The organism is Candidatus Methylacidiphilum fumarolicum, from assembly GCF_949774925.1.
Taxonomy (GTDB): Bacteria; Verrucomicrobiota; Verrucomicrobiia; order Methylacidiphilales; family Methylacidiphilaceae; genus Methylacidiphilum; species Methylacidiphilum fumarolicum.
Map to the genome: position 1 here is coordinate 1,055,088 of NZ_OX458932.1, position 22,065 is coordinate 1,077,152.

A 22,065-nucleotide genomic window follows, 5' to 3' on the forward strand; every position below is an offset into this window, starting at 1 on the left:
AACAATGGAATGAAACCGTCGGGTAAGGTTGGACATGAACTAGTGCCAACCATCCTGCCGGATATTGGCGATGCGGGCGTGGAACCTGGATAGCTTGGCTTTTGCTTTTTTTCGCATTCTCTGATACCGGCAACCGTGTGCTTTTGTAAACCAGAGCATTGCCCGCCTACTCAAGCTTTCTCTTGACAGCTTGGTGCTTGCTTGAGAGACTCTAAAACAGTCGCTGCAATCGCTTGAGTAAGACCTTGGGTGGCTTGGAACCGGTGACCTTTTCTCATCTAGAGAGCGTTGCCAGGGCCGATACCTCCAAATCCACCCCAATCACGCCTTGATTTTCGTAGGGACGCCGGACAATAGCGTCCGTATCTGCGGTGATGCTGACAAACCACCGGTCCGTTACCTGAAAGACGGTAGCGGACAGGATCTTGTCTATGAAAGGCAACGGCTCCAGCCTCCGTAGATAACTCAGTTTGGGTATGCGGATGCGGCACCAATCGAGGGAAAACTGGGCATTGGTTTGGGGAAAAACAGTCAGGTACGCCTATCTTGCGGTACTTCAGGTATTATGCGCGTACTTCCCAGAAGTTCTTGCAGGCGGCTCCCAACTGCCTAATCGCCATCTGTGGTGCGTTTTTGGTGACTTCAAGCATACAGGGGAATTCCTCGTGTTTCATGGCGTTGAGCTGACGATAGAAGGAGGGCTGCGAGCGCTTGGGCAGGCAGGTTCTCGGCTTCCCACCCCGTATATAGTCTCTGCCACTCGATAAGCGCCTAGAAGTAGGCGAACCGCGTAGTCCTCGCAGCCTTGGCAAAGTAGGTGGCCTGAATATTGTTTGAGTCCAGCGCGATTGTGTGGACGACGATCCTGCCTGGAATTCCTCCACGGCTTTTTTGACACCATCCAATAGCTTCTGGTTCTTGCACAAGCGACTCCCGTATAGCCGAACGCTGAACCCCGTGATGATTTCCAGAATATCCTTGGTCCAATCTTCCTCGAAGGTCGTCTCTTTGTCTTGGTTGAGAAGGACCACTTCCACGTTTTTTGCCTTGGAGGTGGCGAACATCAGTTCTGCACCAAAGCGCAACAGTCGGCCCTTGTGGGGGATCACCAGCTAATCAATCTCGCCACCGATGATGGCATCGAGCAGTCGCTTGAGGCCCTTTGTGTGAGAGTGCATGCCGGACTCTACCCCCGCGACGGCGTCAAACGTCCAGCCCTAGCAGGCACAGAACAGCTCAAGCATCAGTTTCTGTCCTTCCAGCTCGTCCCTCTAATCGTGTCTGGAAACACGGGCATAGGGCAATGGTTCGCCGGTTGGCTTCGGCTGCGGCACGGAATAGCTCTAGCCGCAATCGCATAAGACCGTAGCGCCGGCGTCCGCCTGCCGTGCGAGCAAGAAGCAAAAGCGTGCTCTCGCCTTTCCATCACTGCAGCTTTTGGGCAGTTACTCCAGGAATTCAGGCGGCATCATGAATGCGGGCCATCTTGCGCGACAGGTTCAAGCTATACATTACTGCGCAACAAAGTGCCAGTGTTATGGAAACTGTTCCAACCCTTTTGATTCAGGTATTTGGTCTGAAAGGTATATCGAGCCTTTTATTCAGGCTGTAGTTCTTCTCTTTCTAGTTGGTCTCTTAAAGAGATAAGAGGCTGAGAAAATTCGACAGGATAAGTCGTTTTTGCAGGCTCTAAAGTTTTAATTTCGAAAGGCAGCCTGGCAAGATTATCTTTTGTTCGCTTTTGGATTTCAATGAGAGATTCCTTCGGATAAATTCTTTTTCCATTGCGCATCACAGGATGTAACAAAGTAACGGCTGGATAACTTTCGGTTGCTAGACCGATTAGGTCTTTTTGCATTGAACCGTTTTTGTTAAAATATCGAAAAACTTGCTTGGTCCCAGGCCAAGTGGCTTTACCTGTCGATCTCTTTCTTCTAGGTTTTCCTTCATATTCCTGAAGCTTATAGACACAATCAAGATAGGGAGCATCACTGGAGGTATCTAAAGAAGTTCCAATGCCAAAGCCATTAATTGGAGCACCAGATTTGACAAGAGCCTCTAGTTTATACTCATCAAGATTGCCGCTGGCAAAAATCTTCGTTTCCTTGAGCCCTCCAGTGTCTAAAATCGACCGGACACGTTTTGACAGTAACTCTAGATCCCCACTATCCAAACGGACTGCTTCTATCGAAATGCCTTTTTCTTTTAATTTAGGAGCAAGCTTTACGACTAGTTTTGCAGCTCTTTCTGTATCATAAGTATCAATAAGTAATGTGACGTTTTGAGGATTAGCAATTGCATAATCAAAAAAGGATTGTTCTTCTACATCATGCGCTTGGATAAAGGAATGCGCCATTGTTCCTAGTATCGGGATTTCGAACAATTTGCCAGCTAGGACATTAGAAGTGCCGCTAAATCCTGCAATGAAACTTGCTCGGGCAGAAAAAATGGTTGCCTCCGCGCCATGAGCCCTGCGTAGGCCAAACTCTACAAGATTTTTCTCAGGCGCAACCAATGCAAAGCGAATCGCTTTGGAAGCTATGAGTGTTTGATAATGGATAATGTTCATTAGCCTCGATTCTAATAATTGGGCTTGAGCAATGGGAGCGGTGACTCTTAGAACAGGTTCAAAAGGAAAAAAAATGGTTCCTTCTTGCATTGCATAGATATCCCCGCTGAATCTAAAATTCTCGAGGTAATTGAGAAAATCTATCCGAAAGTTTTGTTGGGCTAACCACTCAATTTCTTCTTTTTCAAAATGGGCAGATTCTACAAAATTTAACAATTGTTCTAAACCAGCAAATACTAAAAAATTCCTGTTTTTTGGCAGTTTTCTGACGAAAAATTCAAAGGAAGCCATTCCTTCCATTTTATGATAATAGTAGCCTTGCATCATTGTTAGTTCGTACAGATCAGTCAAAAGAAGACTATTTTCTATTTTCATAGTTTTGTATGTTTAATTGTTTATTGTATGGATATAATTTAAATCGAACCCTATTTTTTGACAGTGTGTTTCATTTATTGACTAAATTTTTATGATGACTCCTCAGCCCGATTTGGCTCAAAGGGATAGGGAAAGTTCACAACCAGAACAAGAGTCTAAGAAGTCTGGAGGGCCTTTTTCAGAAAAACTTATCGGCAAAGTGGTCGAAGTACATGGTCCGGTAGTTGATATAGAATGCCAGATTTTACCGCCTCTTCACCGCTGTTTAAAAACCTATCTCGATCACGAAAGTTATGTGTTTGAGGTACATCAGCATCTCGATGAGCATCATCTGCGGGCGATAACGCTACATTCAACAGCTGGATTACGTCGGGGAATGGATGTGTATGATACGGGATGTGCCGTTTCGATTCCCGTATCAAAAAAATATCTAGGAAGGCTGGTTAATATCTTTGGAAAGCCTCTTGATGGGTTGGAGCCAATCGAACCAGATGGCTACCGGAATATTTTCTCTTATCCTCCTCCCTTGGATAATACCTTAGGACCAAAATCGATTCTTGAGATTGGAATAAAAGTAATCGATCTGCTCTGTCCGTTTGTAAAAGGAGGAAAAACTGGACTCTTTGGAGGGGCTGGCGTTGGAAAAACTGTTCTGATGATGGAATTCATGAAGGCAGTGAGTTTGATTCATCATGGAGTTTCGGTTTTTGCAGGGGTAGGCGAACGGATTCGGGAAGGCCATGAGCTCTGGAAGGAGATGCAGAAAGCTGGTGTGATGCCTCAAACCCTTATGGCTTTTGGTCAGATGGATGAGTCTCCAGGGGTCAGGTTTAGGATAGGGTTGACGGCTTTAAGCTATGCAGAATATTTTAGAGATACGCTACAAACGGAGATTCTTTTTTTGATGGATAATCTATTCCGTTTTGTTCAGGCAGGAAGTGAAGTTTCTGGGCTTCTGGGAAGGATGCCTGCGATGGTAGGTTATCAACCAACCTTACTCTCTGAAGTGGCTGAACTTCAAGATAGGATCGTGTCAACAAAAAGTGGGAATATAACTGCTGTTCAGGCTGTTTATGTCCCAGCCGATGACATGACGGATCCAGCAGTGATGGCTATCTTATCTCATCTAGATACGGTAGTCATTCTTTCAAGATCTCAAGCAGCCAAAGGGTTTTATCCAGCCATTGATCCTCTGGTTTCGACTAGTCGCATTATGGATAAACAGTTCCTTGGCCAAAGGCATTATACTATTGCTTCGGAAGTCAGAAAATATCTTTCCCGTTATAAGGAACTAGAAGATATCATCAATCTTCTTGGCATGGAAGAGTTATCCAAAGAAGACAAACAGATTGTCCTAAGAGCGAGAAAAATTCAGCGATATTTGACTCAACCTTTTTTTACGACAGCCGAACACACAGGCATTCCAGGGGTCAGTGTTACTCTATCTGATACCCTTGATGACTGTGAAGCTTTTCTTAATGGGGATTATGATCATCTTTCTGAAGATCAATGCTATATGAAAGGCACTTTAAAAGAAGAGTTTAAGAAAAAATAGCGTAGGATCTTTGATGCAAACTTTCGAACTAGTTATGATTGATTCCACTAAAGAACTAAGATGCAAAAACATCACCCTTTTCCATGGTTCTGATCGAAGTGGCCAATTTGGGATCATGGCCAGACATCAAACCTTTATGACTTCCCTACTGCTTGGTCTCTGCTGGTTTTTTACTATAGATGATCCCCTACCTACTTATGTTGCTTTGTCTGGAGGTATCCTGCATTTTAGCAGGAATATCCTTTCGATAGTCACGCCTCACTTTTTTGTGGATAAGGATATGCAGAAGATCTCCATAGATCTTGAACAGGAATTAAAAATGGAAGAACAACAGAGAAAAGAGATGAGAGAAAGGGCTAAAAATCTTGAAAAGGAGATGCTCAAAAGAATGTGGGAAATGCAAAAAGAAGCTCCTAAATAGTTTTTGGTTATAGAGTCTACATGGAAAAGGATCAAAAAAAACTCGTTGAAAAAATACAACAAGATGTCGAAAAAAAAGAGAAAGCTCAAAAGTTCAAGCCAACTCTTTTGTCGCAAACGGCTTTTTTAGGAACTCTTGGAGTGCTATTTATAATCCCGGTGATCATTGGTGCTTATCTGGGAAAATGGCTTGATGAAAAGCTTCCAGGTTATGCGATACACTGGACAATATCGTTCATTATTCTAGGAGTGATTCTAGGGTCTTTGAATGTGTATGTTTTTATACGCAACAAGATTTAATTTAAAAAGAGGCCATGATGCAGTCGGATCCTTTGAACATAAAATTCTTAAGCGAGTCTACCCTGACTTCAGTCAGTATCATGACCGTTGTAGTGGTCATTTTATTTGTTTCTATCCGTCGTTTTAAATTGGAGTCTCCGGGATATTTCCAAGTAGTGATAGAAGAGCTTATTTCCTTTATTGAGAAAACTGTAACTGATACTATTCCCAAAAATCCTCAAGAAGTGCTTCCTCTGATAGGGACCCTTTGGATTTACATCTTTCTTTGCAATCTTATCGGACTTATTCCGGGAATGCATTCTCCTACGGCAGATCTTTCTGTAACATCGGCCTTAGCCTGTATTGTTTTTTTTTCTGTTCCATACTATGGTATACGTGCTGAAGGGCTTTGGGCATACTTAAAGGCATATTTTGTCCCTTTTTTTTGGTTTTTCCCTTTTCATATAATCAGTGAAATTACCCGTACCATCACGCTAGCTGTTAGATTGTATGGGAATATGTCGAGCATGGAAATTGGCATTGGCATTCTTTTGCTTCTTGCAGGGTTTCTTTCTCCAGTGGCCTTTATGTTGTTACATTTGATCGAAGCGATTCTCCAGGCCTACATCTTTGGTATTCTGGCTTTGATTTATATTGCTAGTGGTATGGAGGCACTGGCAAAAGAAAAATGATTAAACTTCGAACCAAAAAGGAGGAAAAATGAATAATATTGGGTTATTTTCAACTTTAGTCACTGCAATGGCCGTCTTGGCTATAGGATTAGGAGTCGTAGGTCCGGGACTTGGCATGGGGATCGCTATTGCTAAGGCATTAGAAGCCATAGCAAGACAACCAGAACTTGAGAAATCAATTACTCGCTGGTTGCTCATTGGCCTTGCTATGATTGAATCTCTGGCGATTTACGTGTTGGTTGTAGTTTTAATTGTTCTTTTCCGGAGTCCGATGCTTGAATATCTGACCAAGTAATCCGTTTTAAGTTAAAGAATGAACTGGAATACGACGACTTTCATTCTTCAGATTTTTGACTTTCTTGTTTTTGTCTGGCTACTCAAGAGATTCCTGTTTAAGCCAGTCTTAAATTTCATCAAGCAAAGAAAGGAAGTTGTTGCGTCCATGTGGAATGAAGCTCAAAAGGCCAAAGAGGCTGCAGAAAAACTGAAGGCCGATTATGAAAATAGACTAAAATTATGGGAAGAGGAAAAAAAGAAAGCAAAAGAAGAGCTTCAGGAGGAATTAAGAATACAAAGAGCTAAATTAATAGCGGAAAATCAAAAAGCGTTGGAGCTTGAGAAAGAAAGGAACAGAGTGCTAGAAGAGAAGAGAAAATTGGACATGCAAATTGAAGCTGAAAAGAGGGCTCTTCAGATCGGAGCACAGTTTGTTGCTCATTTTCTATCAAAACTAGCTTCTGAAGCAGTTGAAAAGAAGCTTATTGAGCTCTGCCTGGATAGACTCCGTTCCTTACCAGAACAAACCCTTGAATTGATACGGCAGACAATCCAAAGAGAAGAGATCCATTCAGTCTGCATTAAGAGTGTTTATCCAGTGGAAGAAGTAACGAAAAGAAAACTTAGAGAGCTTTTAGAGCAGATTGCAAAAAAAGAGCTTTCCTTTGAATTTGTCCAAGATCAAAAAATCATGGCTGGAATAAGAATTATCATAGGTAGTTGGATAGCTCGAGCAAGCATTGAAGATGAACTTGAATTTTTTATCCAGAAGGAAAATAGATGAATCAAAGCTCAGGAGATTCCCTTAGCCCTATTGAAAAAGTGGCGCATTGGGTAGAACAATACAAATTCGAACCGAAGGTGGAAGAATTTGGTAGGGTTGTGGCAATTGGTGATGGGACAGCTTGGATTGATGGATTATCTTTGGCTGCAATCGACGATCTGCTGGAATGTGAAGATGGCAGTGTGGCTCTTGTTTATAGTCTGAGTGAAAAACTGGTAGGAGCCATGATGCTTATTCAAACCGAAAAAATCATGTCTGGAACCCTTGTCCACAAGACAGGCCGTCGGCTAAGTGTCCCTGTTGGAGATTCACTCCTTGGTAGAGTGATTGACCCGTTAGGTAATCCTCTAGATGGAGGAAGACCACCGGCAACTTCCAAACAACGGCTTCTAGAAGTGAAAGCTCCTGCAATCATTGATAGAGAATTTGTTAATGAACCACTTTATACAGGAAATAAAATTGTGGATGCAATGATTCCTATTGGAAAGGGCCAAAGGGAGTTGCTAATTGGAGATAATGGACTGGGAAAAACAACATTTGCTTTAGATACCATTGCCAATCAAAAGGATAAAAACGTTCTTTGTGTCTATTGTCTTATTGGCCAAAAAAGATCAACCGTTGTCCATGTGATTGATACGCTAAAAGAATGCTCTGCTTTAGATTATACCACGGTGGTTGTAGCTGAAGCGACTTCACTTCCAGGACTTCAATACATTGCTCCGTTTGCTGCCTGCACTATAGCTGAAGAATGGATGGAAAAAGGAAGGGATACCCTTGTGATTTATGATGACTTAAGCCTTCATGCCCAAACTTACAGAGAATTATCCTTGCTTTTACGCAGACCCCCTGGCAGAGAAGCTTATCCAGGTGATGTTTTCTACCTGCACTCTAGACTTCTGGAACGTTCTACCCATCTTTCTCCATTAAAAGGAGGAGGGAGCATGACGGCTTTACCAATTGTAGAAACTCAACAGGGAGAACTTGCTGCCTATATTCCTACTAATCTCATATCCATAACCGATGGGCAGATTTATTTTGAACAGTTTCTTTTTTCCTCCGGATTTCTTCCTGCCATTGATGTGACCCGATCTGTTTCTAGAATAGGAGGGGCTGCACAGCATCCTCATTTAAGAAAAGAAGCGGGGAGGATGAAACTAGATTATTTGCAGTTTTTAGAACTTGAAGTTTTTACTCGATTTGGAACAAAACTTGAAGCCTCTCTAGAAAAAAAGATTAAAAAAGGCAGGATTTTAAGAGAGCTTCTTAAGCAGGAGAGACTTTCTCCTATATCTCCCGAACAAGAATATTGTTGGTTGATCGCCTTTAACGAAGGATTGTTCGATGATGTTCCCTTTGAGAGTTTGAGGGTTTTTCAAGAAGAGCTCTTAAAGAAATTTAAAGCAACTTCTTTGGTTCTAGACGATCCAAGAGAAAAATGGCTAAAGGAAATAGAGGAAGCTTTTCATTCTATCAGTTCAACCATTCAGCAAACAGAACAAAAAGTGGCATGAGCAAGCGTAGAGATTTAATTAAATATCGTGGAGCACTTCTAGAGATAGGCGAAATCATGAAGGCCATGAAGAACATGGCTCTTGTGGAACAAAGGAAAATAGCCAAATATTTTGAAAGCCAAAAACAAGCAGTCGATGCCTTGCAGAATATTGCCGATGATTTTTTCCCTTCTTTTCCCGAACTTCTTAATCGGCCACTTAAGATAGATAGACCTCTGTATATTTTAATTGGATCGGAAAGGGGATTTTGTGGAGACTTCAACTCTTCTCTGACAAGCTACTGGGAAAATATGGAGAGATCTTCTATGTTGCCTGATCAGTATGGGTTGATTTTAGTAGGAAGCAAACTGGAAAGTCGTGCAAGCGGTCTCCACAAAATTATTAAAGCGGTTTCAGGACCAAGCGTGGCAGAAGATGTCTCTCCCTTTATTTTTGAATTTTTAGAACTCGTACGAAAATCTTTGATTCAAGAGGAACCTCCCACTTCAGTCACAGTATTTTTCCATCTTCCAGACAATTACGAAATTACAAGAAAAATTCTGCTCCCTATACCTGTTTCTGAAGAAAAAATCAAAGCTGCTAGAAAAAAAGTGCCTCCAACACCCTTACTTTATATAGATCCAAGAGAGTTCTTTATGGATCTTGTAGATAATTTTCTTCTGGTTGGGTTATTTTTTGCTTTTTACTCTTCGCTGTTGGCCGAAAGTAAAATAAGAATGGAACATATGCAGTCGGCATTAGACCAGCTTGATAAGAAAGTAGAAGAATTGAATAAGAAAGCTAATAGGCTTAGACAAGAGGAAATCACAGAAGAAATTGAAGTTATCCTTTTGGGCAGTGAGGCATTGAGGAAGAAGATAGAAAAGAAAAATTTGCTCTAAGCGATAGTTCAACGATTCTCTTAAAAGAGCTATGAGCCGATGTCTTTGGTAACAGTGGCTCTTTTAGAAAGCCTCTTTCAAAGGGTGAGAATAGTGAGATTTTATAAAAAATGTAGGACTACTGGGTAAGTAACCTTTATGATACATTTCTGTTCTATAAGAAGAAAAAGAGGCAGTGGAGTCGAGTATAGGCACTTGGAAATGCCTGCAAGAAAAGACACAATTAAAGATGCAGGGGTTTGGAAATCATATAATGTTAATTAAAAAATACGTGCTTATAGTAGTCAGTAGCTTCCATATCTTCTCTCAACTATGGAGAGGATATATCACTCTAATAGAATAAACAGATTAAGCAAGGGCATGGTAATTTTGTGCAAAGAGCGCTTGTAGTTCCCTTGATTTTTTTTCGTATTGGGATAAATCTTTCCAGGATTTACTTGGATGAAGAATTTCAGTTGGTACATCCGGACAACTTTGGGGAATGGAAAAATGGAAGTATTCCTCTTGTACAAAATCAGCCTTTGCTAGTTCTCCACTTAAAATAGCTCTAACAAGTCGACGAGAAGTTTCAAGAGCTATTCTTTTGCCAATGCCATATGGCCCTCCAGTCCATCCTGTATTTAACAACCAGATATTGGGCTTGTGTTTTTCAATTTTCTCTTTAAACATTCTTGCATATGCTTTTGGGGAGAGGGGAAGGAAGGGAGAACCAAAACACGGACTGAAAACAGCTGTTGGCTCTTGTATTCCTGCTTCTGTTCCCGCAATTTTAGCTGTATAACCAAGAAGAAAATAATAGATCGCTTGTTCTGGATTGAGTTTTGCTACCGGAGGAAGAACCCCAAACGCATCGCAACAAAGCATGATGATATTTTTAGGATGCCCGCCAGCAAGTTGAGCTGAAGTATTTGGAATATATTCAATTGGGAAAGCGGCCCGGCTGTTTTCTGTGAGGGAATCATCATTAAAATCTATTTCTCTGGTTTGTGGGTTGATAATGACATTTTCGAGGATAGTTCCAAAACGTAAGGCAGCTTGGTAGATTTCTGGTTCTCCTTCTTTACTTATTCTAATGACCTTTGCATAACAACCGCCTTCAAAATTAAATACTCCGCTATCATCCCACCCATGTTCGTCATCCCCAATCAAGTTTCTGGTAGAATCAATAGAAAGAGTTGTTTTGCCAGTCCCTGAAAGACCAAAAAAAATCGCTGAGTCCTCAGGATCCTTTCCGAAATTGGCAGAACAGTGCATTGGAAATACACCTTTCTGCGGTAATAAAAAATTTAATACAGTAAAAACAGCTTTCTTAATTTCTCCAGCATAACCGGTACCACCAATAAGAATCATTTTTTCAGCGAAATTAAGAATAATAAAAGCGCCAGACTGTGTTTTATCTGTTTCTGGATCGGCCCTAAAGCCTGGAGCGTGGATAAGGATAAAGTCAGGGACTAGATGCATTCTTTTTTCTGGATCTTTCTCAACTATGAATAAATTTCGTGAAAACAGAGAATAAATAGGCCGTTCGGATAATATCCAAAGATTGATGCGATGGTTTGGATTGGAGCAAGCATAGCACTGTTGAATAAAAAGCTCTCTATCTTGAAGATAGGAAAGTATCTTGCTCTTAAGCCGTTTATAGGAAAGCGGATCAAAAGGTTGATTTATCTTTCCCCAATTGACCTGTTCTGTTGTCTGTTGATCTTTGACGATAAATTTGTCTTTAGGCGTTCTTCCTTTATATTGACCAGTATGAAAGACAAGAGAGCCTGAAGCTGAAAGCAAAGCTTCATGCCGTTTTATCGCCTGTTCATAGAGTTCAGCTACAGAAAGATCCCAATAAATTTGGGTAACGTTTTTTAATTGAATCATTTCGAGCATACTGTCTTTGTTCATGAATGAGCTCTAGCTAAAATGATTATGATTTGAAATAAAATCTATTTTTTATATTTTTTTATTGTTCTTAATAAAAGCTCATTTCTTTTAAAACGCCTCTTTTTTTAAATTTTGAACTTTTTTCTGAATTTGAAAAAGGAGGATTTCTTTTGAGAATTGCTCAGGTTTCTCCTTTGTATGAAAGGGTGCCTCCAAAGCTTTATGGAGGAACCGAACGAGTTATTCACTATTTAACCGAGGAATTGATTACTCTAGGACATGAAACAACCCTTTTTGCTAGTGGGGATTCGATAACAAAAGGAAAGCTTGTATCTGTTATTCCCGAATCTTTGCGGCTTCAAAAACACAAAAAAGATCCCATGGTTTATCACATTTTGATGTTGGAAAAAGTGTTTCAAATGGCTGAATCTTTTGACATCATTCATTATCATATTGATTTTTTCCATTTTCCTTTTTCAAAACGCAGCAAAACCAAGCACCTTACCACTCTCCATGGAAGACTTGATCTTCCAGATTTAACCCTTCTTTATAGAGAATTTGATCGGATTCCTGTGGTCTCTATTTCCAAAGCTCAGCGCTCGTTTCTTCCTTGGATTCATTGGGTAGGTACTGTTTACCACGGCATTCCAACAGATCTTTATCCCTTTTATCCTGGAAAAGGAAATTATCTGGCTTTTGTTGGTAGAATTTCTCCTGAAAAGGGAATCGAAAGAGCCATTGAAATAGCAAAGAGGGTAGGAATGGATTTAAAAATAGCTGCAAAAGTTGACGAGGTGGACAAACAATATTTTTTGGAAGTTATTCTTCCTCTTTTTAAAAAAGCCCCTGTTGAATTTATTGGAGAAATCGGAGAAGAAGAAAAGAAGGTATTTTTTGGCAATGCCTACGCGCTCCTTTTTCCTATCAATTGGCCTGAGCCTTTTGGACTGGTTATGATTGAGGCGATGGCGTGTGGAACTCCTGTTATTGGATGGAGAAATGGATCAGTTCCAGAAATTGTCATTGATGGTCAAACAGGCTACATTATCCATTCGGTGGAAGAGGGAGTAAAAAAAATTATGGATATCGATCGAATTGATCGAAAGGAATGTCGCAAACATGTGTTAAATCATTTTACAGCAAGAAAAATGGCACAATCTTACTTATCGATATATAACAATCTGCTTTATGGAGAGTAAAATTATAGGTTTAAAAAATGGAAAAGATTTTATTCAGATTGGTGATACGTACTATGTTAGGGTGTGTTCTCCTTTTGCAGATGATCGTACGCGAGTTTTGAAACACAAAGAAACTTTTGGAGTTTTTGATCGGCGAGGAGATATCCAACCCTTGGGGTTAGGAGATCAGGGACTTTATTATCGGGGCACAAGACACCTTAATGAAAGTGTTCTATTCATTGAAAAAAGCTATCCTCTTTTTCTCAGTTCGACGATTCGAGAAGATAATGCGATGTTTACTATTGATTTGTCTAATCCGGAGATAGAAAAAGAGGGAAAGATTATACGACAGCAAACCTTGCTCATTACTCGTTCGAAGTTTATTTGGGAGTCATGCCTTTATGAAGAAATTTGTGTCTGTAATTATGGAGAAGTTCCAGTTCAAGTCATACTTTTGTTTAAATTTAATGCTGATTTTGTCGATCTGTTTGAAGTACGAGGAACGAAAAGAAAAAAAAGAGGAAACTTATTGGATCCAGTGCTTACTGAGCAAAGCGTTCTTTTTCAATATCTTGGCTTAGATAATATTTTGCGTCAGACCCTACTTTTTTTCGATCCCAAACCTATAAATCTTTGTGCTACGTCAGCAGCTGTATCTTTAGAACTTATCCCAAGAAAAGAAGTGCTCATTCATTTATCCGTTGAATGTTTTCAAAGCCATGAAAAGAGAGCTTTCCCTTCTTTTTTGAGCTATAAAGAAGCTTCCAATAAATCGATTGAGGCTTACAAAGAATCAGAGAAAAAGTGGTGCAAAATATGGACCTCTAACAGCCAATTCAATGGGTGGATTAATCGATCTCTGTCGGATCTTTTGATGTTAATAACAGAAACTCCACAAGGTCCATTTCCGTACGCTGGGGTACCTTGGTTTTGTACACCATTTGGCAGAGATGGGATTATTACAACCCTTGAATGCCTTTGGTTGGCTCCTGAACTTGGAAAAGGGGTCTTGTCATTTCTTGCGGCCAATCAAGCAAAAGACTTTGATATTGAAGCGGATGCAGAGCCAGGAAAAATTTTGCATGAAACAAGAGAAGGAGAAATGGCCAATCTGGGCGAGATTCCTTTTCGTAAATATTACGGAAGCATTGATGCAACCTGTCTCTTTCTTCTTCTTGCTGCTGAATATTATCAGCGGACCGCGGACAGAAAATTTATAGAAGAAATCTGGCCAAGTATAGAACTGGCTCTTCTCTGGATTGATCGCTATGGTGATGTCGATGGCGATGGTTTTGTGGAATATCGAAGAAGAAGTTCAAGAGGGCTAACAAATCAAGGCTGGAAAGATTCTTTTGATTCTGTATTCCAGAAGGATGGTTCATTTCCTGTAGGTCCAATTGCATTATGTGAAGTGCAGGGGTTCGTTTTTGCCGCAAAGAAAAAAATTGCTTATCTTGCTTCTGTTTTAGGTCAGATCTCGCTGCATGACAGGCTACTAAAGGAAGCTGAAATATTGAAAGAAAAATTCGAAAAGGAATTTTGGGTCGAAGAACTTTCTTCTTATGCACTGGCCTTAGACGGACGAAAAGAAAAATGTAAGGTTCTTGCTTCAAATGCTGGCCTCTGCCTGTATACAGGGATTGCCAAACAAGATAAAGCTGAGCTAATTGGCAAGCTTCTTATGAGCGATAAGTTTTTTACAGGTTGGGGCATCCGTACTGTGGCTTCTACAGAAATACGCTACAATCCTATTTCCTATCACAATGGTTCGGTATGGCCTTTTGATACTGCTTTTATTGCTGCCGGAATGATGTCCTACGGAATGAAAGAGATGGCTATAAACCTTTTTAAAGGACTTTTTGAAGCTACCCTTTTTTTCGACCTTCAACGGTTACCTGAACTTTTTGGAGGGATAGCTAAGAGAGGCCAAGAAGGACCAACACTTTATCCTGTTGCCTGTGCACCCCATGCGTGGTCCAGTGGGGCTGTCTTTTTGCTTTTACAATCAGCCATTGGATTGAAAATTGACGCCACCAAAAATTTAGTGATTTTTGAGGAACCAAGACTACCTGACTTTCTGGATAAAGTCATTATTCTAAACTTAAAGGTGGGTGATTGGAGAATCGATGTTGAACTGTCACGTTATCCACATAATGTAGGGGTGAGACTTCTCAAAAAAGAAGGTGAGGTGAAACTCATTGTTATCGATTGAGGTTTCCTGAAACTTTTCCTATGCCTTCCCTAGTTGAAAAAATATCGGAAGAATGGGCTTGTTCAGATCGATGGAAAGGGATCAAAAGAGCCTATACAGCAGCAGATGTTGTAAGACTTTCAGGATCGCTTTCTATTGAATATACTCTTGCTAGGCATGGAGCAACACTACTTTGGGAACTTCTCCATGACAAAGAACCAGTTATTGCTCTTGGAGCTGTAACAGGCATGCAAGCTGTTCAGATGGTCAAAGCAGGACTTAAAGCTATTTATTGCTCGGGCTGGCAGATCGCTGCTGATGCTAATTTGGCTCAAGAGACATATCCCGATTTTTCTCTTTATCCTTCTAATTCCATGCCTTTACTTGTAAAAAGGATCAATGCTTCATTGAGAAGAGCCGATGCGATTGACTTTGCCGAAAACAAAAAAGACATCAATTATTTTGTGCCGATTGTTGTTGATGGGGAAGCTGGATTTGGAGGGGCATTGAATGCTTTCGAGTTGACAAAATGGTTAATTGAAGCAGGAGTGGCTGCGGTGCATTTTGAAGATCAGCTTCCTTCGGCTAAGAAGTGCGGACACATGCGTTCTAAGGTATTGGTTCCGACTCGAGAGGCTTTACAAAAACTGATAGCTGCACGGCTTGCCTCAGATATATTGGGAGTGAGCACCATTATTATAGCACGGACGGATGCCGATGGGGCTTCTTTTTTGTCTTCGGATGTGGATGAAAGGGATCGAGAATTTATAAAGCGGAGAACCGAAGAAGGATTTTTTGAAATTCAAGGAGGATTGGACTTAGCAATAGCTCGCGCACTGGTTTTTGCTCCTTATGTGGACATATTATGGTTTGAGAGCTCAAAGCCCGATTTATTGTCTGCCCAACGATTTGCTGAAGCTATCCATAGAACCTTTCCAGGGAAGTTACTTGCTTATAATTGTTCTCCATCTTTTTATTGGAAAGAATACATGAAAGAAGAACAGATAGCATCTTTTCACAATAGGTTGGCTTCCTGGGGCTATAAATTACAAGTGATTTCTTTGGCCGGTTTTCATTCGCTCAGTTATGGAATGTTTACAATGGCCAAGGAAATTAAAGAAAAAGGCTTGGTAGCTTATTCTTTATTTCAAGAAAAGGAAAAAGAAGCGCAACAGGAGGGATATACTGCTCTCAGTCACCAACATGAAGTCGGAGCAAGCTATTTTGAACTGATTTATAATACCATTGTGGATAAGATATAAAACATGAGTATTTATTCAGCACCTTCAGGAGTAACGATTGTAGGTTCCTATCATAAGGAATGGGAAAAAATCCTTAGTTATGAAGCGCTCCGTTTTGTTGCTTCTCTTCATAGGCAGTTTGATGCCTTGCGCTTGGAACTACTGGAAAGAAGAAAAAAAATACAGAAAGCCTTAGATAATAATAGCCTTTCTTTAAACTTTCTTTCAGAAACTCGTCTAATTCGTGAAGGTAAATGGGAAATAGCTGCGTTGCCTCAAAACTTGCAAGAGAGAAAAGTTGAGATTCTGGGAACGGCTTCTTTAGACTTTCTGAAAGATGCTGTGCAGTCAGGTGCTAATGGAATCATTATTGATTTAGAAGATTCTTTATCGCCAACCTGGGAAAATATCATCGAAAGCCAGATCTCCTTGTTCGACTTCTTAAGGCAAAAAAATGATAGCCATACAAGCTATCAGCCTCTTCTTCACGTCAGACCTAGAGGAATGCATCTTTTAGAAAAACATGTTCATGTAGATGGCAAACCCCTTGCGGCGAGTCTTTTTGATTTTGGTCTCTATGTATTTCACAATGCCAAACTGCTTGTAGAAAGACAAAGTGGGCCTTTTTTTTATGTTCCGAAAATAGAAAATTTTTATGAGGCCGAATTTTGGTCCTCTCTTTTTTCGTTTACTGAAAACGCTCTTTCTCTTCCTTCTGGGAGTATACGGGCAACTGTCATCATAGAGACTATTACGGCTGTTTTTGAAATGGAAGAAATCCTTCATTCAATGAAAAACCATGCCTGGGCTTTGAGCGTAGACCCACGAGATTATGTTTTCAGTGTCATAAAGAAATTTCGGAGGAGTAGAGAAGCACTTATGCCCGACAGGTCGGAAATTACAATGGATGCAAACTTCCTGCAAGCCTATAGGATGCTTCTTGTGAAGACCTGTCGTAAAAGAAGAGCTCTTGCCATTGGAGGAGTCTCTCTGTTAGAACCATCAGTAATGTATGAGGATGCAGAGCTCTTCGAAAAAATAAAGTTCGAAAAAGAAAGAGATATTGCTCTTGGAATGGATGGTTGTATTGTTAATCATCCAAAGCTTGTTCCTGTGGTAAGAGACGCTTTTAAAAATGTTTCAAGAAAAGCTACTACGGACGCAAAGGTACTTTCAGAAAGCATCATAGTGCAACCGGAGGCTTTGCTTAATTTTAAGATCCCTGAGGCAATTACTGAATCTGGTGTTAGAAACAATATTAGCCTTCTTTTCATGTATCTTTCTTCCTGGCTTTCTGGTCATGGAGCCGTAGATATTTTTAATCTTAAGGAAGATATTTCTTCTGCTGAAATTGCTCGCAGTCAGTTGTGGCAATGGGTTCATTTGGAAGCTGAGATGGATAGCGAAATTCCTTTAGACAATGAACTTTTTCTATGCTGGAAAACAGAAGAAAAAGAGCTACTCAAGCATCTTCCTTTTTTAGATCAAGTGGATCGAGTGATTGAAGAAGTTGTGTTAACAAAAGATTTCGTAGAGTTTTTGACACTCATTACTTACGAGTATTTATAAAAGAAGTTCAATCTTCTCTTTGCCTGCCAGGAATGTCCATTCTTTTGGAACGTAGGATGAAAAGCTGCGGAAGAAAAGCTGGCTTTAAATTGTTTTTGATTTCAAAAGAAGAGATATTTTAGTTTTTAAGTTCCTTGACCACACCTAAGGCAAACAAAGTAACAAAGAAGACAATTAAGAATTCAATTTTTTCGTGAACTAAGTAATGGAGAGAAACAATTCCTAAAGGAATGAGCACAGAAGGCAGGATTTTGGGATGAATGGTTCTTGGAGAGAATCTTTTGATTAGTAATAACAATAGAGATAATCCAAGCAAAATTCCAATCCATCTATAGTCTTCAGGGATTGGTTTCCAAAATAACATTCCCAAAAAGCTGAATAAAGCAAAAATAGAAAATAAAACGAGGGTCAAAGTATCTGGTTTTGCTTTTAATTTTCTCACATTCAATATTTGAATGGCAAAATAGGAAGCAATGGAGGAGCCAAGTAATAATAAAGAAATGCTAATATAGCCTTGAAAAGAATTCCTATAGGAAATAGCATCAGTAGTTGGTGTAATGGCTAAAAAATAACAAGTAAAGCAATCCATAAATATTATAAATTACAAAAAAACAGACATTTCTCAAGATCACTGAATAAGGAATAACTCCTTCTTTTTTTCTTTTTCGCTGCTTTCCAAAGCAAAATAAAATTATTAGGATCGGTGTGTAGGGCTACTACAAAGCTATCACGAAATGCAATTTTATCTTTTTCGAATCTCAACGTTTATCTTGAAGCAATAGCAATTAATGTATTAATAGGATAGATTTTATATATATAATGTTTAAGCAGAGAAAAACAAAAAATTCCAAAAACCACTCTGAGTTGATCAAAACCCTCTTACACTCTTTACCTAAAGAGGAAATAATCTATGAACCTGAAGAACTCTCCGTTTATGAATGCGATGGACTGACCGCTTTTAAGGTCTTGCCTTTAGCTGTGGTGATTCCACAAAAAATTGAAGAGATCCTTGTGATCTTGTCTGCTTGCAAGCGATTTGGAGTGCCCATAGTGGTGCGAGGAGGGGGTACAGGGCTTTCGGGAGGTGCAACGCCTGTGGAGGGAGGGATTGTTCTTAGCCTGTCTAAATTCAACCAGATTCTTGAAATCGATCCTGTAAATCGGATTGCTAGAGTAGAGCCTGGGGTCACTAATATGCAAGTAAGTCAATCTGCTGCATCGTATGGGCTTTATTTTGCCCCAGATCCTTCCTCTCAGATTGCTTGTACGATTGGAGGAAACATTGCTGAGAATGCCGGAGGAATCCATTGTTTGAAATATGGCCTTACGGTCAATAATGTGCTTGCGATAAAGATGATGACTGTAGAGGGGGAGATTGTATCAATAGGGAATGTGGGGGGCGAAAGCCCTGGTTGTGATCTTCTTTCTTTAATCGTAGGATCCGAAGGAATGCTTGGAATAGTTATAGAAGCTACATTGCGTCTTGTGCCAAAGCCGGAATGTGCAAAGCTTGTTGTAGGTTGTTTTGATGATGTCACTAAGGCTAGTAAAACAGTAAGCCAGATTATTGCTTCAGGCATAGTGCCTGCAGGACTTGAAATTATGGACAAGCTGGTTATTGAAGCAGTCCAATCCTATATTCAAGTAGGCTTTCCAACTTCGGCTGCAGCCGTTCTACTGTGTGAGCTCGATGGAATGCTTGAAGAGGTGGAGGAAGAGTATAGACTGGTTGAACAAATGATGATTCAGATGGGAGCAAAGGAGATCATTATATCTAAGAATGAGGAAGAGAGGTTGCTCCTTTGGAAAGCAAGAAAATCAGCCTTCCCGGCCGCAGGGAGAATTTCTCCTGATTATTATTGTATGGATGGAACAATTCCAAGAAAAAGCCTTGCTTTTGTGCTCAAAAGGATTGCCGAACTAGCCGCTCAATATAATCTTAGAGTTGGAAATGTTTTTCATGCAGGCGATGGGAATATACATCCCCTTATTCTCTATGATAATAGTATTGCCGGGGAGATGGAAAGAGTCGAAAGCCTAGGGGAAAAGATTCTCGAACTCTGTGTTGAAGTTGGAGGATCGATTACTGGAGAACATGGGGTAGGACTTGAAAAGCTTGGGCCAATGTGTTTCCAATTTTCCTTGGAGGAAATTCAGCAGTTCCATCGGCTAAAAAGAGCTTTAGATCCAAACGCATTGCTTAATCCGGGGAAAGCTATTCCCACGCTTCATAGATGTGCAGAATTTGGAAAGATGCATGTGCATCAAGGACAGATTGCTTTTGCAGGTATAGAAAGATTTTGATTTTTAAATAATTGAAAATGATAGACTGTCCTTCTTCAGCTACTGACTCAATTACAAACGAGCTTATAGAAAAAATAAGAAGGTTTATTAGTCTTAAAGAGAAGATAAAAATCATTGGCGGTGGAACGAAAGAAAGATTAGGTAGAAAAGTTATTGGTAACCCTATTAACGTTTCTGAAAATAGAGGAATCATTACATATGATCCTGCTGAACTCTTTGTAACAGTAAAGAGTGGAACTCCTATCGTCTACCTTGAAGCAGTCTTGAAGCAGCATGGTCAATATCTACCTTTTGAACCTCCTCATCTGGGAGAACACGCTACTGTAGGTGGAGTGGTTGCGTGTGGACTTTCAGGTCCATCAAGACCCTACAAAGGAGCTTTGAAAGATTATCTTTTAAAAGTGAGGCTCATCAATGGAAAGGGAGAGGTTCTAACCTTTGGCAGTCAAGTCATCAAAAATGTGGCTGGTTTTGATCTATTCAGACTTATGGCTGGAGCCCAGGGAACTCTTGGAGTAATTCTAGAAGTGACTTTTAAAGTACTTCCCCTACCACCATTTTCAACTACAGTAGTTATAGAAAAAAATGCCACCGAGGCGCTTCGTTTCCTTTCAATAATTGCAGCCAAATATTTTCCGCTTACTGCCAGTTGTTATTATAATAATAGACTTTATGTGAGAGTTTCTGGTTATGAAAAATCCGTAAGGAGAGCAGCAAAAGAAATTGGAGGAGACATTTTAGCAAACGATCATCAATTTTGGGACTCCGTTAAAGAAAGAACACATCCTTTTTTTATAAATAGCAAAAGACTGTGGCGATTTGTCCTTCCCCAGTCTGCTCCTTTAACGCCGATTGAAGGGGAATGGTTTTTCGACTGGGGTGGAAGTCAGAGATGGTGGAAAGGGGAAGGAGACAATAGGGAGTCCCTTTTTCGTTGGGCACGTGATCAAGGAGGATATGCTTGGTGCCATGATAAAGAAGAGACTTTGGCTTCTCCTTTGGATACTGCCCTTATGCGTATTCATAAAAGGCTTAAAGAGGCTTTTGATCCTTTTGGGCTTTTAAATCCAGGTAGAATTTATGAGGAGTTTTAAATTATCTCATGGATACACAACTACACGTAAAGTATAGCAAGCTTCCAGTCGGGAAGGAAGCCAAGGAAATTATCAAAGCATGTGTGCATTGTGGTTTTTGTAATGCCACCTGTCCAACATATCAATTAATCAGCGACGAGCTAGATGGACCGCGAGGAAGAATATATTTAATAAAGGCTTTTTTAGAAGGCAAGGCCTCTGGAGAGAAGACCAGAATGCATCTTGATCGTTGTCTATTATGCCAAGGGTGTGAAACGACTTGTCCTTCCAATGTGCAATTTGGAAGACTTGCAGATATTGGCAAAGAACTCGTTGAGCAGGTAGAAGAACGACCTTTTTTGGATAAAGCCTTTCGTTGGCTTCTTCTCTATTTTGTGCCAGAAAGGAAAAGATTTTTTTATCTGTTTAAAATTGGAAATCTTTTGAGAGCTTTTTTACCTAAATATTTGCGCAGCAAATTACCTAATCTTTCTAATATTCGGAAAGGATGTTTTGAACAGCCTCAATGGATTAGGGAAAAGCGAATTCAAATGATTCTTTTTAAAGGATGTGTTGAGCCTGTGTTGTATCCTTCTGTTTTTGAAGCGACTAGAAGCCTATTTAGTAGTTTAGGTATTCAACTGATTGATGTTCAAAACGAAGGTTGTTGTGGGGCATTGGCTTATCATTTATCCTACAAAAAAAAGGCAAAGGAACAGATGAAGAACAATATCGACTTATGGACTCGCTACCTAGAAAAGGGGATAAATGGGATTGTTGTCTGTTCTTCGGCTTGCTGTCAGATGATTAAAGACTACGGAGTTATTTTTAATGATGATCCAGTTTATAAAAATAGAGCTTTGAAGATAGCTACCTTGACTTTTGATCCTGTCGAAATTTTAGAAAAAGAGGAGCTTCCTTTAAAACTTGCTACAGAACTATTTCCTTCTGTGGCCTTTCACAGTCCTTGTACTTTACAACATGGAATGAAGATGAGGGGAAGGGTAGAAGCCCTTTTAAAAAAATTAGGTATTCACCTAATAGATATTCCAGATAATCACATTTGCTGCGGTGCAGCAGGTGCTTACGCCTTGTTCCAAAAAGATTATTCTCAAAGACTTCTTGATATAAAAATAAAAAATATACTTTCTAAAAAACCAGGAGTGATTCTTACCGCTAATGTTGGCTGTCGGCTGCAGTTGCAATCGGCTACCACTCTTCCCGTTCTTCATTGGATAGAATACTTAGATAGCTTACGGTTGGATAAGTCTGAATAAGAATAAGGGGTAGTC

General features: G+C 40.1%; 18 protein-coding genes and 1 pseudogene. 15 read left to right on the top strand and 4 right to left on the bottom strand.

Annotated features, from left to right (window positions below):
• Nucleotides 1-875: 875 nt before the first annotated feature.
• Together QOL44_RS11415 and QOL44_RS04820 are read right to left on the bottom strand one after the other, a co-directional pair.
• Nucleotides 876-1,404: pseudogene (locus QOL44_RS11415) on the bottom strand (IS607 family transposase); the annotation flags it as partial.
• Nucleotides 1,405-1,597: 193 nt separating this feature from the next.
• Nucleotides 1,598-2,944, bottom strand: a complete 1,347-nt coding sequence (locus QOL44_RS04820) for a nicotinate phosphoribosyltransferase (protein WP_009058961.1) — start codon at nucleotides 2,942-2,944, stop codon at nucleotides 1,598-1,600.
• Between the two features lie 91 nt (nucleotides 2,945-3,035).
• On the opposite strand from QOL44_RS04820, the gene atpD reads away from it, so the two are divergent.
• The 8 genes from atpD to QOL44_RS04860 are packed head-to-tail and all read left to right on the top strand — an operon-like array spanning nucleotide 3,036 to nucleotide 9,342.
• Nucleotides 3,036-4,499: a F0F1 ATP synthase subunit beta gene (atpD, locus tag QOL44_RS04825; protein ID WP_009058960.1), complete on the top strand. Its 1,464-nt coding sequence runs from the start codon at nucleotides 3,036-3,038 to the stop codon at nucleotides 4,497-4,499.
• Nucleotides 4,500-4,533: 34 nt separating this feature from the next.
• A complete protein-coding gene (locus QOL44_RS04830; RefSeq protein WP_244235727.1) occupies nucleotides 4,534-4,920 on the top strand; it encodes a F0F1 ATP synthase subunit epsilon in 387 nt (128 codons plus the stop codon).
• 20 nt (nucleotides 4,921-4,940) lie between these two features.
• Nucleotides 4,941-5,219: an AtpZ/AtpI family protein gene (locus QOL44_RS04835; protein ID WP_009058958.1), complete on the top strand. Its 279-nt coding sequence runs from the start codon at nucleotides 4,941-4,943 to the stop codon at nucleotides 5,217-5,219.
• Nucleotides 5,220-5,233: 14 nt separating this feature from the next.
• Complete coding sequence (locus tag QOL44_RS04840; RefSeq protein ID WP_009058957.1) at nucleotides 5,234-5,890, top strand: F0F1 ATP synthase subunit A; 657 nt, start codon at nucleotides 5,234-5,236, stop codon at nucleotides 5,888-5,890.
• A 28-nt stretch (nucleotides 5,891-5,918) separates the two neighbouring features.
• The gene (gene atpE / locus QOL44_RS04845; RefSeq protein ID WP_009058956.1) at nucleotides 5,919-6,185 is read left to right on the top strand and encodes an ATP synthase F0 subunit C; all 267 of its coding nucleotides are present in this window, start codon (nucleotides 5,919-5,921) and stop codon (nucleotides 6,183-6,185) included.
• Nucleotides 6,186-6,203: 18 nt separating this feature from the next.
• The gene (locus QOL44_RS04850) at nucleotides 6,204-6,950 is read left to right on the top strand and encodes a F0F1 ATP synthase subunit delta (RefSeq protein WP_009058955.1); all 747 of its coding nucleotides are present in this window, start codon (nucleotides 6,204-6,206) and stop codon (nucleotides 6,948-6,950) included.
• The gene (locus QOL44_RS04855) at nucleotides 6,947-8,461 is read left to right on the top strand and encodes a F0F1 ATP synthase subunit alpha (RefSeq protein WP_009058954.1); all 1,515 of its coding nucleotides are present in this window, start codon (nucleotides 6,947-6,949) and stop codon (nucleotides 8,459-8,461) included. Before QOL44_RS04850 ends, QOL44_RS04855 begins: the two co-directional genes overlap by 4 nt.
• Entirely contained in the window at nucleotides 8,458-9,342 is an 885-nt protein-coding gene (locus QOL44_RS04860) for a F0F1 ATP synthase subunit gamma (RefSeq protein ID WP_009058953.1), read from the top strand. The genes QOL44_RS04855 and QOL44_RS04860 overlap by 4 nt, the downstream gene beginning before the upstream one ends.
• Nucleotides 9,343-9,690: 348 nt before the next feature.
• Here the strand turns inward: QOL44_RS04860 and pckA are convergent, their stop codons facing one another.
• A complete protein-coding gene (gene pckA / locus QOL44_RS04865; protein ID WP_009058951.1) occupies nucleotides 9,691-11,238 on the bottom strand; it encodes a phosphoenolpyruvate carboxykinase (ATP) in 1,548 nt (515 codons plus the stop codon).
• A gap of 149 nt (nucleotides 11,239-11,387) precedes the next feature.
• Between pckA and QOL44_RS04870 the strand changes: the two genes are divergently transcribed.
• Genes QOL44_RS04870 through QOL44_RS04885 form a run of 4 tightly spaced genes read left to right on the top strand, consistent with a single transcriptional unit; the run spans nucleotide 11,388 to nucleotide 17,396 of the window.
• Nucleotides 11,388-12,416 (top strand): glycosyltransferase family 4 protein, encoded by a 1,029-nt coding sequence (locus QOL44_RS04870; protein ID WP_009058950.1) that lies wholly within the window; start codon nucleotides 11,388-11,390, stop codon nucleotides 12,414-12,416.
• The gene (locus tag QOL44_RS04875) at nucleotides 12,406-14,607 is read left to right on the top strand and encodes an amylo-alpha-1,6-glucosidase (protein ID WP_009058948.1); all 2,202 of its coding nucleotides are present in this window, start codon (nucleotides 12,406-12,408) and stop codon (nucleotides 14,605-14,607) included. Before QOL44_RS04870 ends, QOL44_RS04875 begins: the two co-directional genes overlap by 11 nt.
• A 20-nt stretch (nucleotides 14,608-14,627) precedes the next feature.
• On the top strand, nucleotides 14,628-15,848 hold the full coding sequence (gene aceA / locus QOL44_RS04880) for an isocitrate lyase (protein ID WP_009058946.1): 1,221 nt from the start codon (nucleotides 14,628-14,630) through the stop codon (nucleotides 15,846-15,848).
• Nucleotides 15,849-15,851: 3 nt separating this feature from the next.
• The gene (locus QOL44_RS04885; protein WP_009058945.1) at nucleotides 15,852-17,396 is read left to right on the top strand and encodes a malate synthase; all 1,545 of its coding nucleotides are present in this window, start codon (nucleotides 15,852-15,854) and stop codon (nucleotides 17,394-17,396) included.
• 118 nt (nucleotides 17,397-17,514) lie between these two features.
• On the opposite strand, the gene QOL44_RS04890 is transcribed toward QOL44_RS04885, so the two are convergent.
• Nucleotides 17,515-17,985: a hypothetical protein gene (locus tag QOL44_RS04890; RefSeq protein WP_009058943.1), complete on the bottom strand. Its 471-nt coding sequence runs from the start codon at nucleotides 17,983-17,985 to the stop codon at nucleotides 17,515-17,517.
• A gap of 230 nt (nucleotides 17,986-18,215) precedes the next feature.
• On the opposite strand from QOL44_RS04890, the gene QOL44_RS04895 reads away from it, so the two are divergent.
• The 3 genes from QOL44_RS04895 to glcF are packed head-to-tail and all read left to right on the top strand — an operon-like array spanning nucleotide 18,216 to nucleotide 22,050.
• Nucleotides 18,216-19,700 carry an FAD-linked oxidase C-terminal domain-containing protein gene (locus QOL44_RS04895; protein ID WP_009058941.1) on the top strand — a complete coding sequence of 495 codons (1,485 nt, stop codon included), beginning with the start codon at nucleotides 18,216-18,218 and terminating at the stop codon, nucleotides 19,698-19,700.
• 17 nt (nucleotides 19,701-19,717) lie between these two features.
• Nucleotides 19,718-20,794 carry a glycolate oxidase subunit GlcE gene (gene glcE / locus QOL44_RS04900; protein WP_009058940.1) on the top strand — a complete coding sequence of 359 codons (1,077 nt, stop codon included), beginning with the start codon at nucleotides 19,718-19,720 and terminating at the stop codon, nucleotides 20,792-20,794.
• An 8-nt stretch (nucleotides 20,795-20,802) separates the two neighbouring features.
• Nucleotides 20,803-22,050 carry a glycolate oxidase subunit GlcF gene (glcF, locus tag QOL44_RS04905; protein WP_009058939.1) on the top strand — a complete coding sequence of 416 codons (1,248 nt, stop codon included), beginning with the start codon at nucleotides 20,803-20,805 and terminating at the stop codon, nucleotides 22,048-22,050.
• The last annotated feature ends 15 nt before the right edge of the window (nucleotides 22,051-22,065 follow it).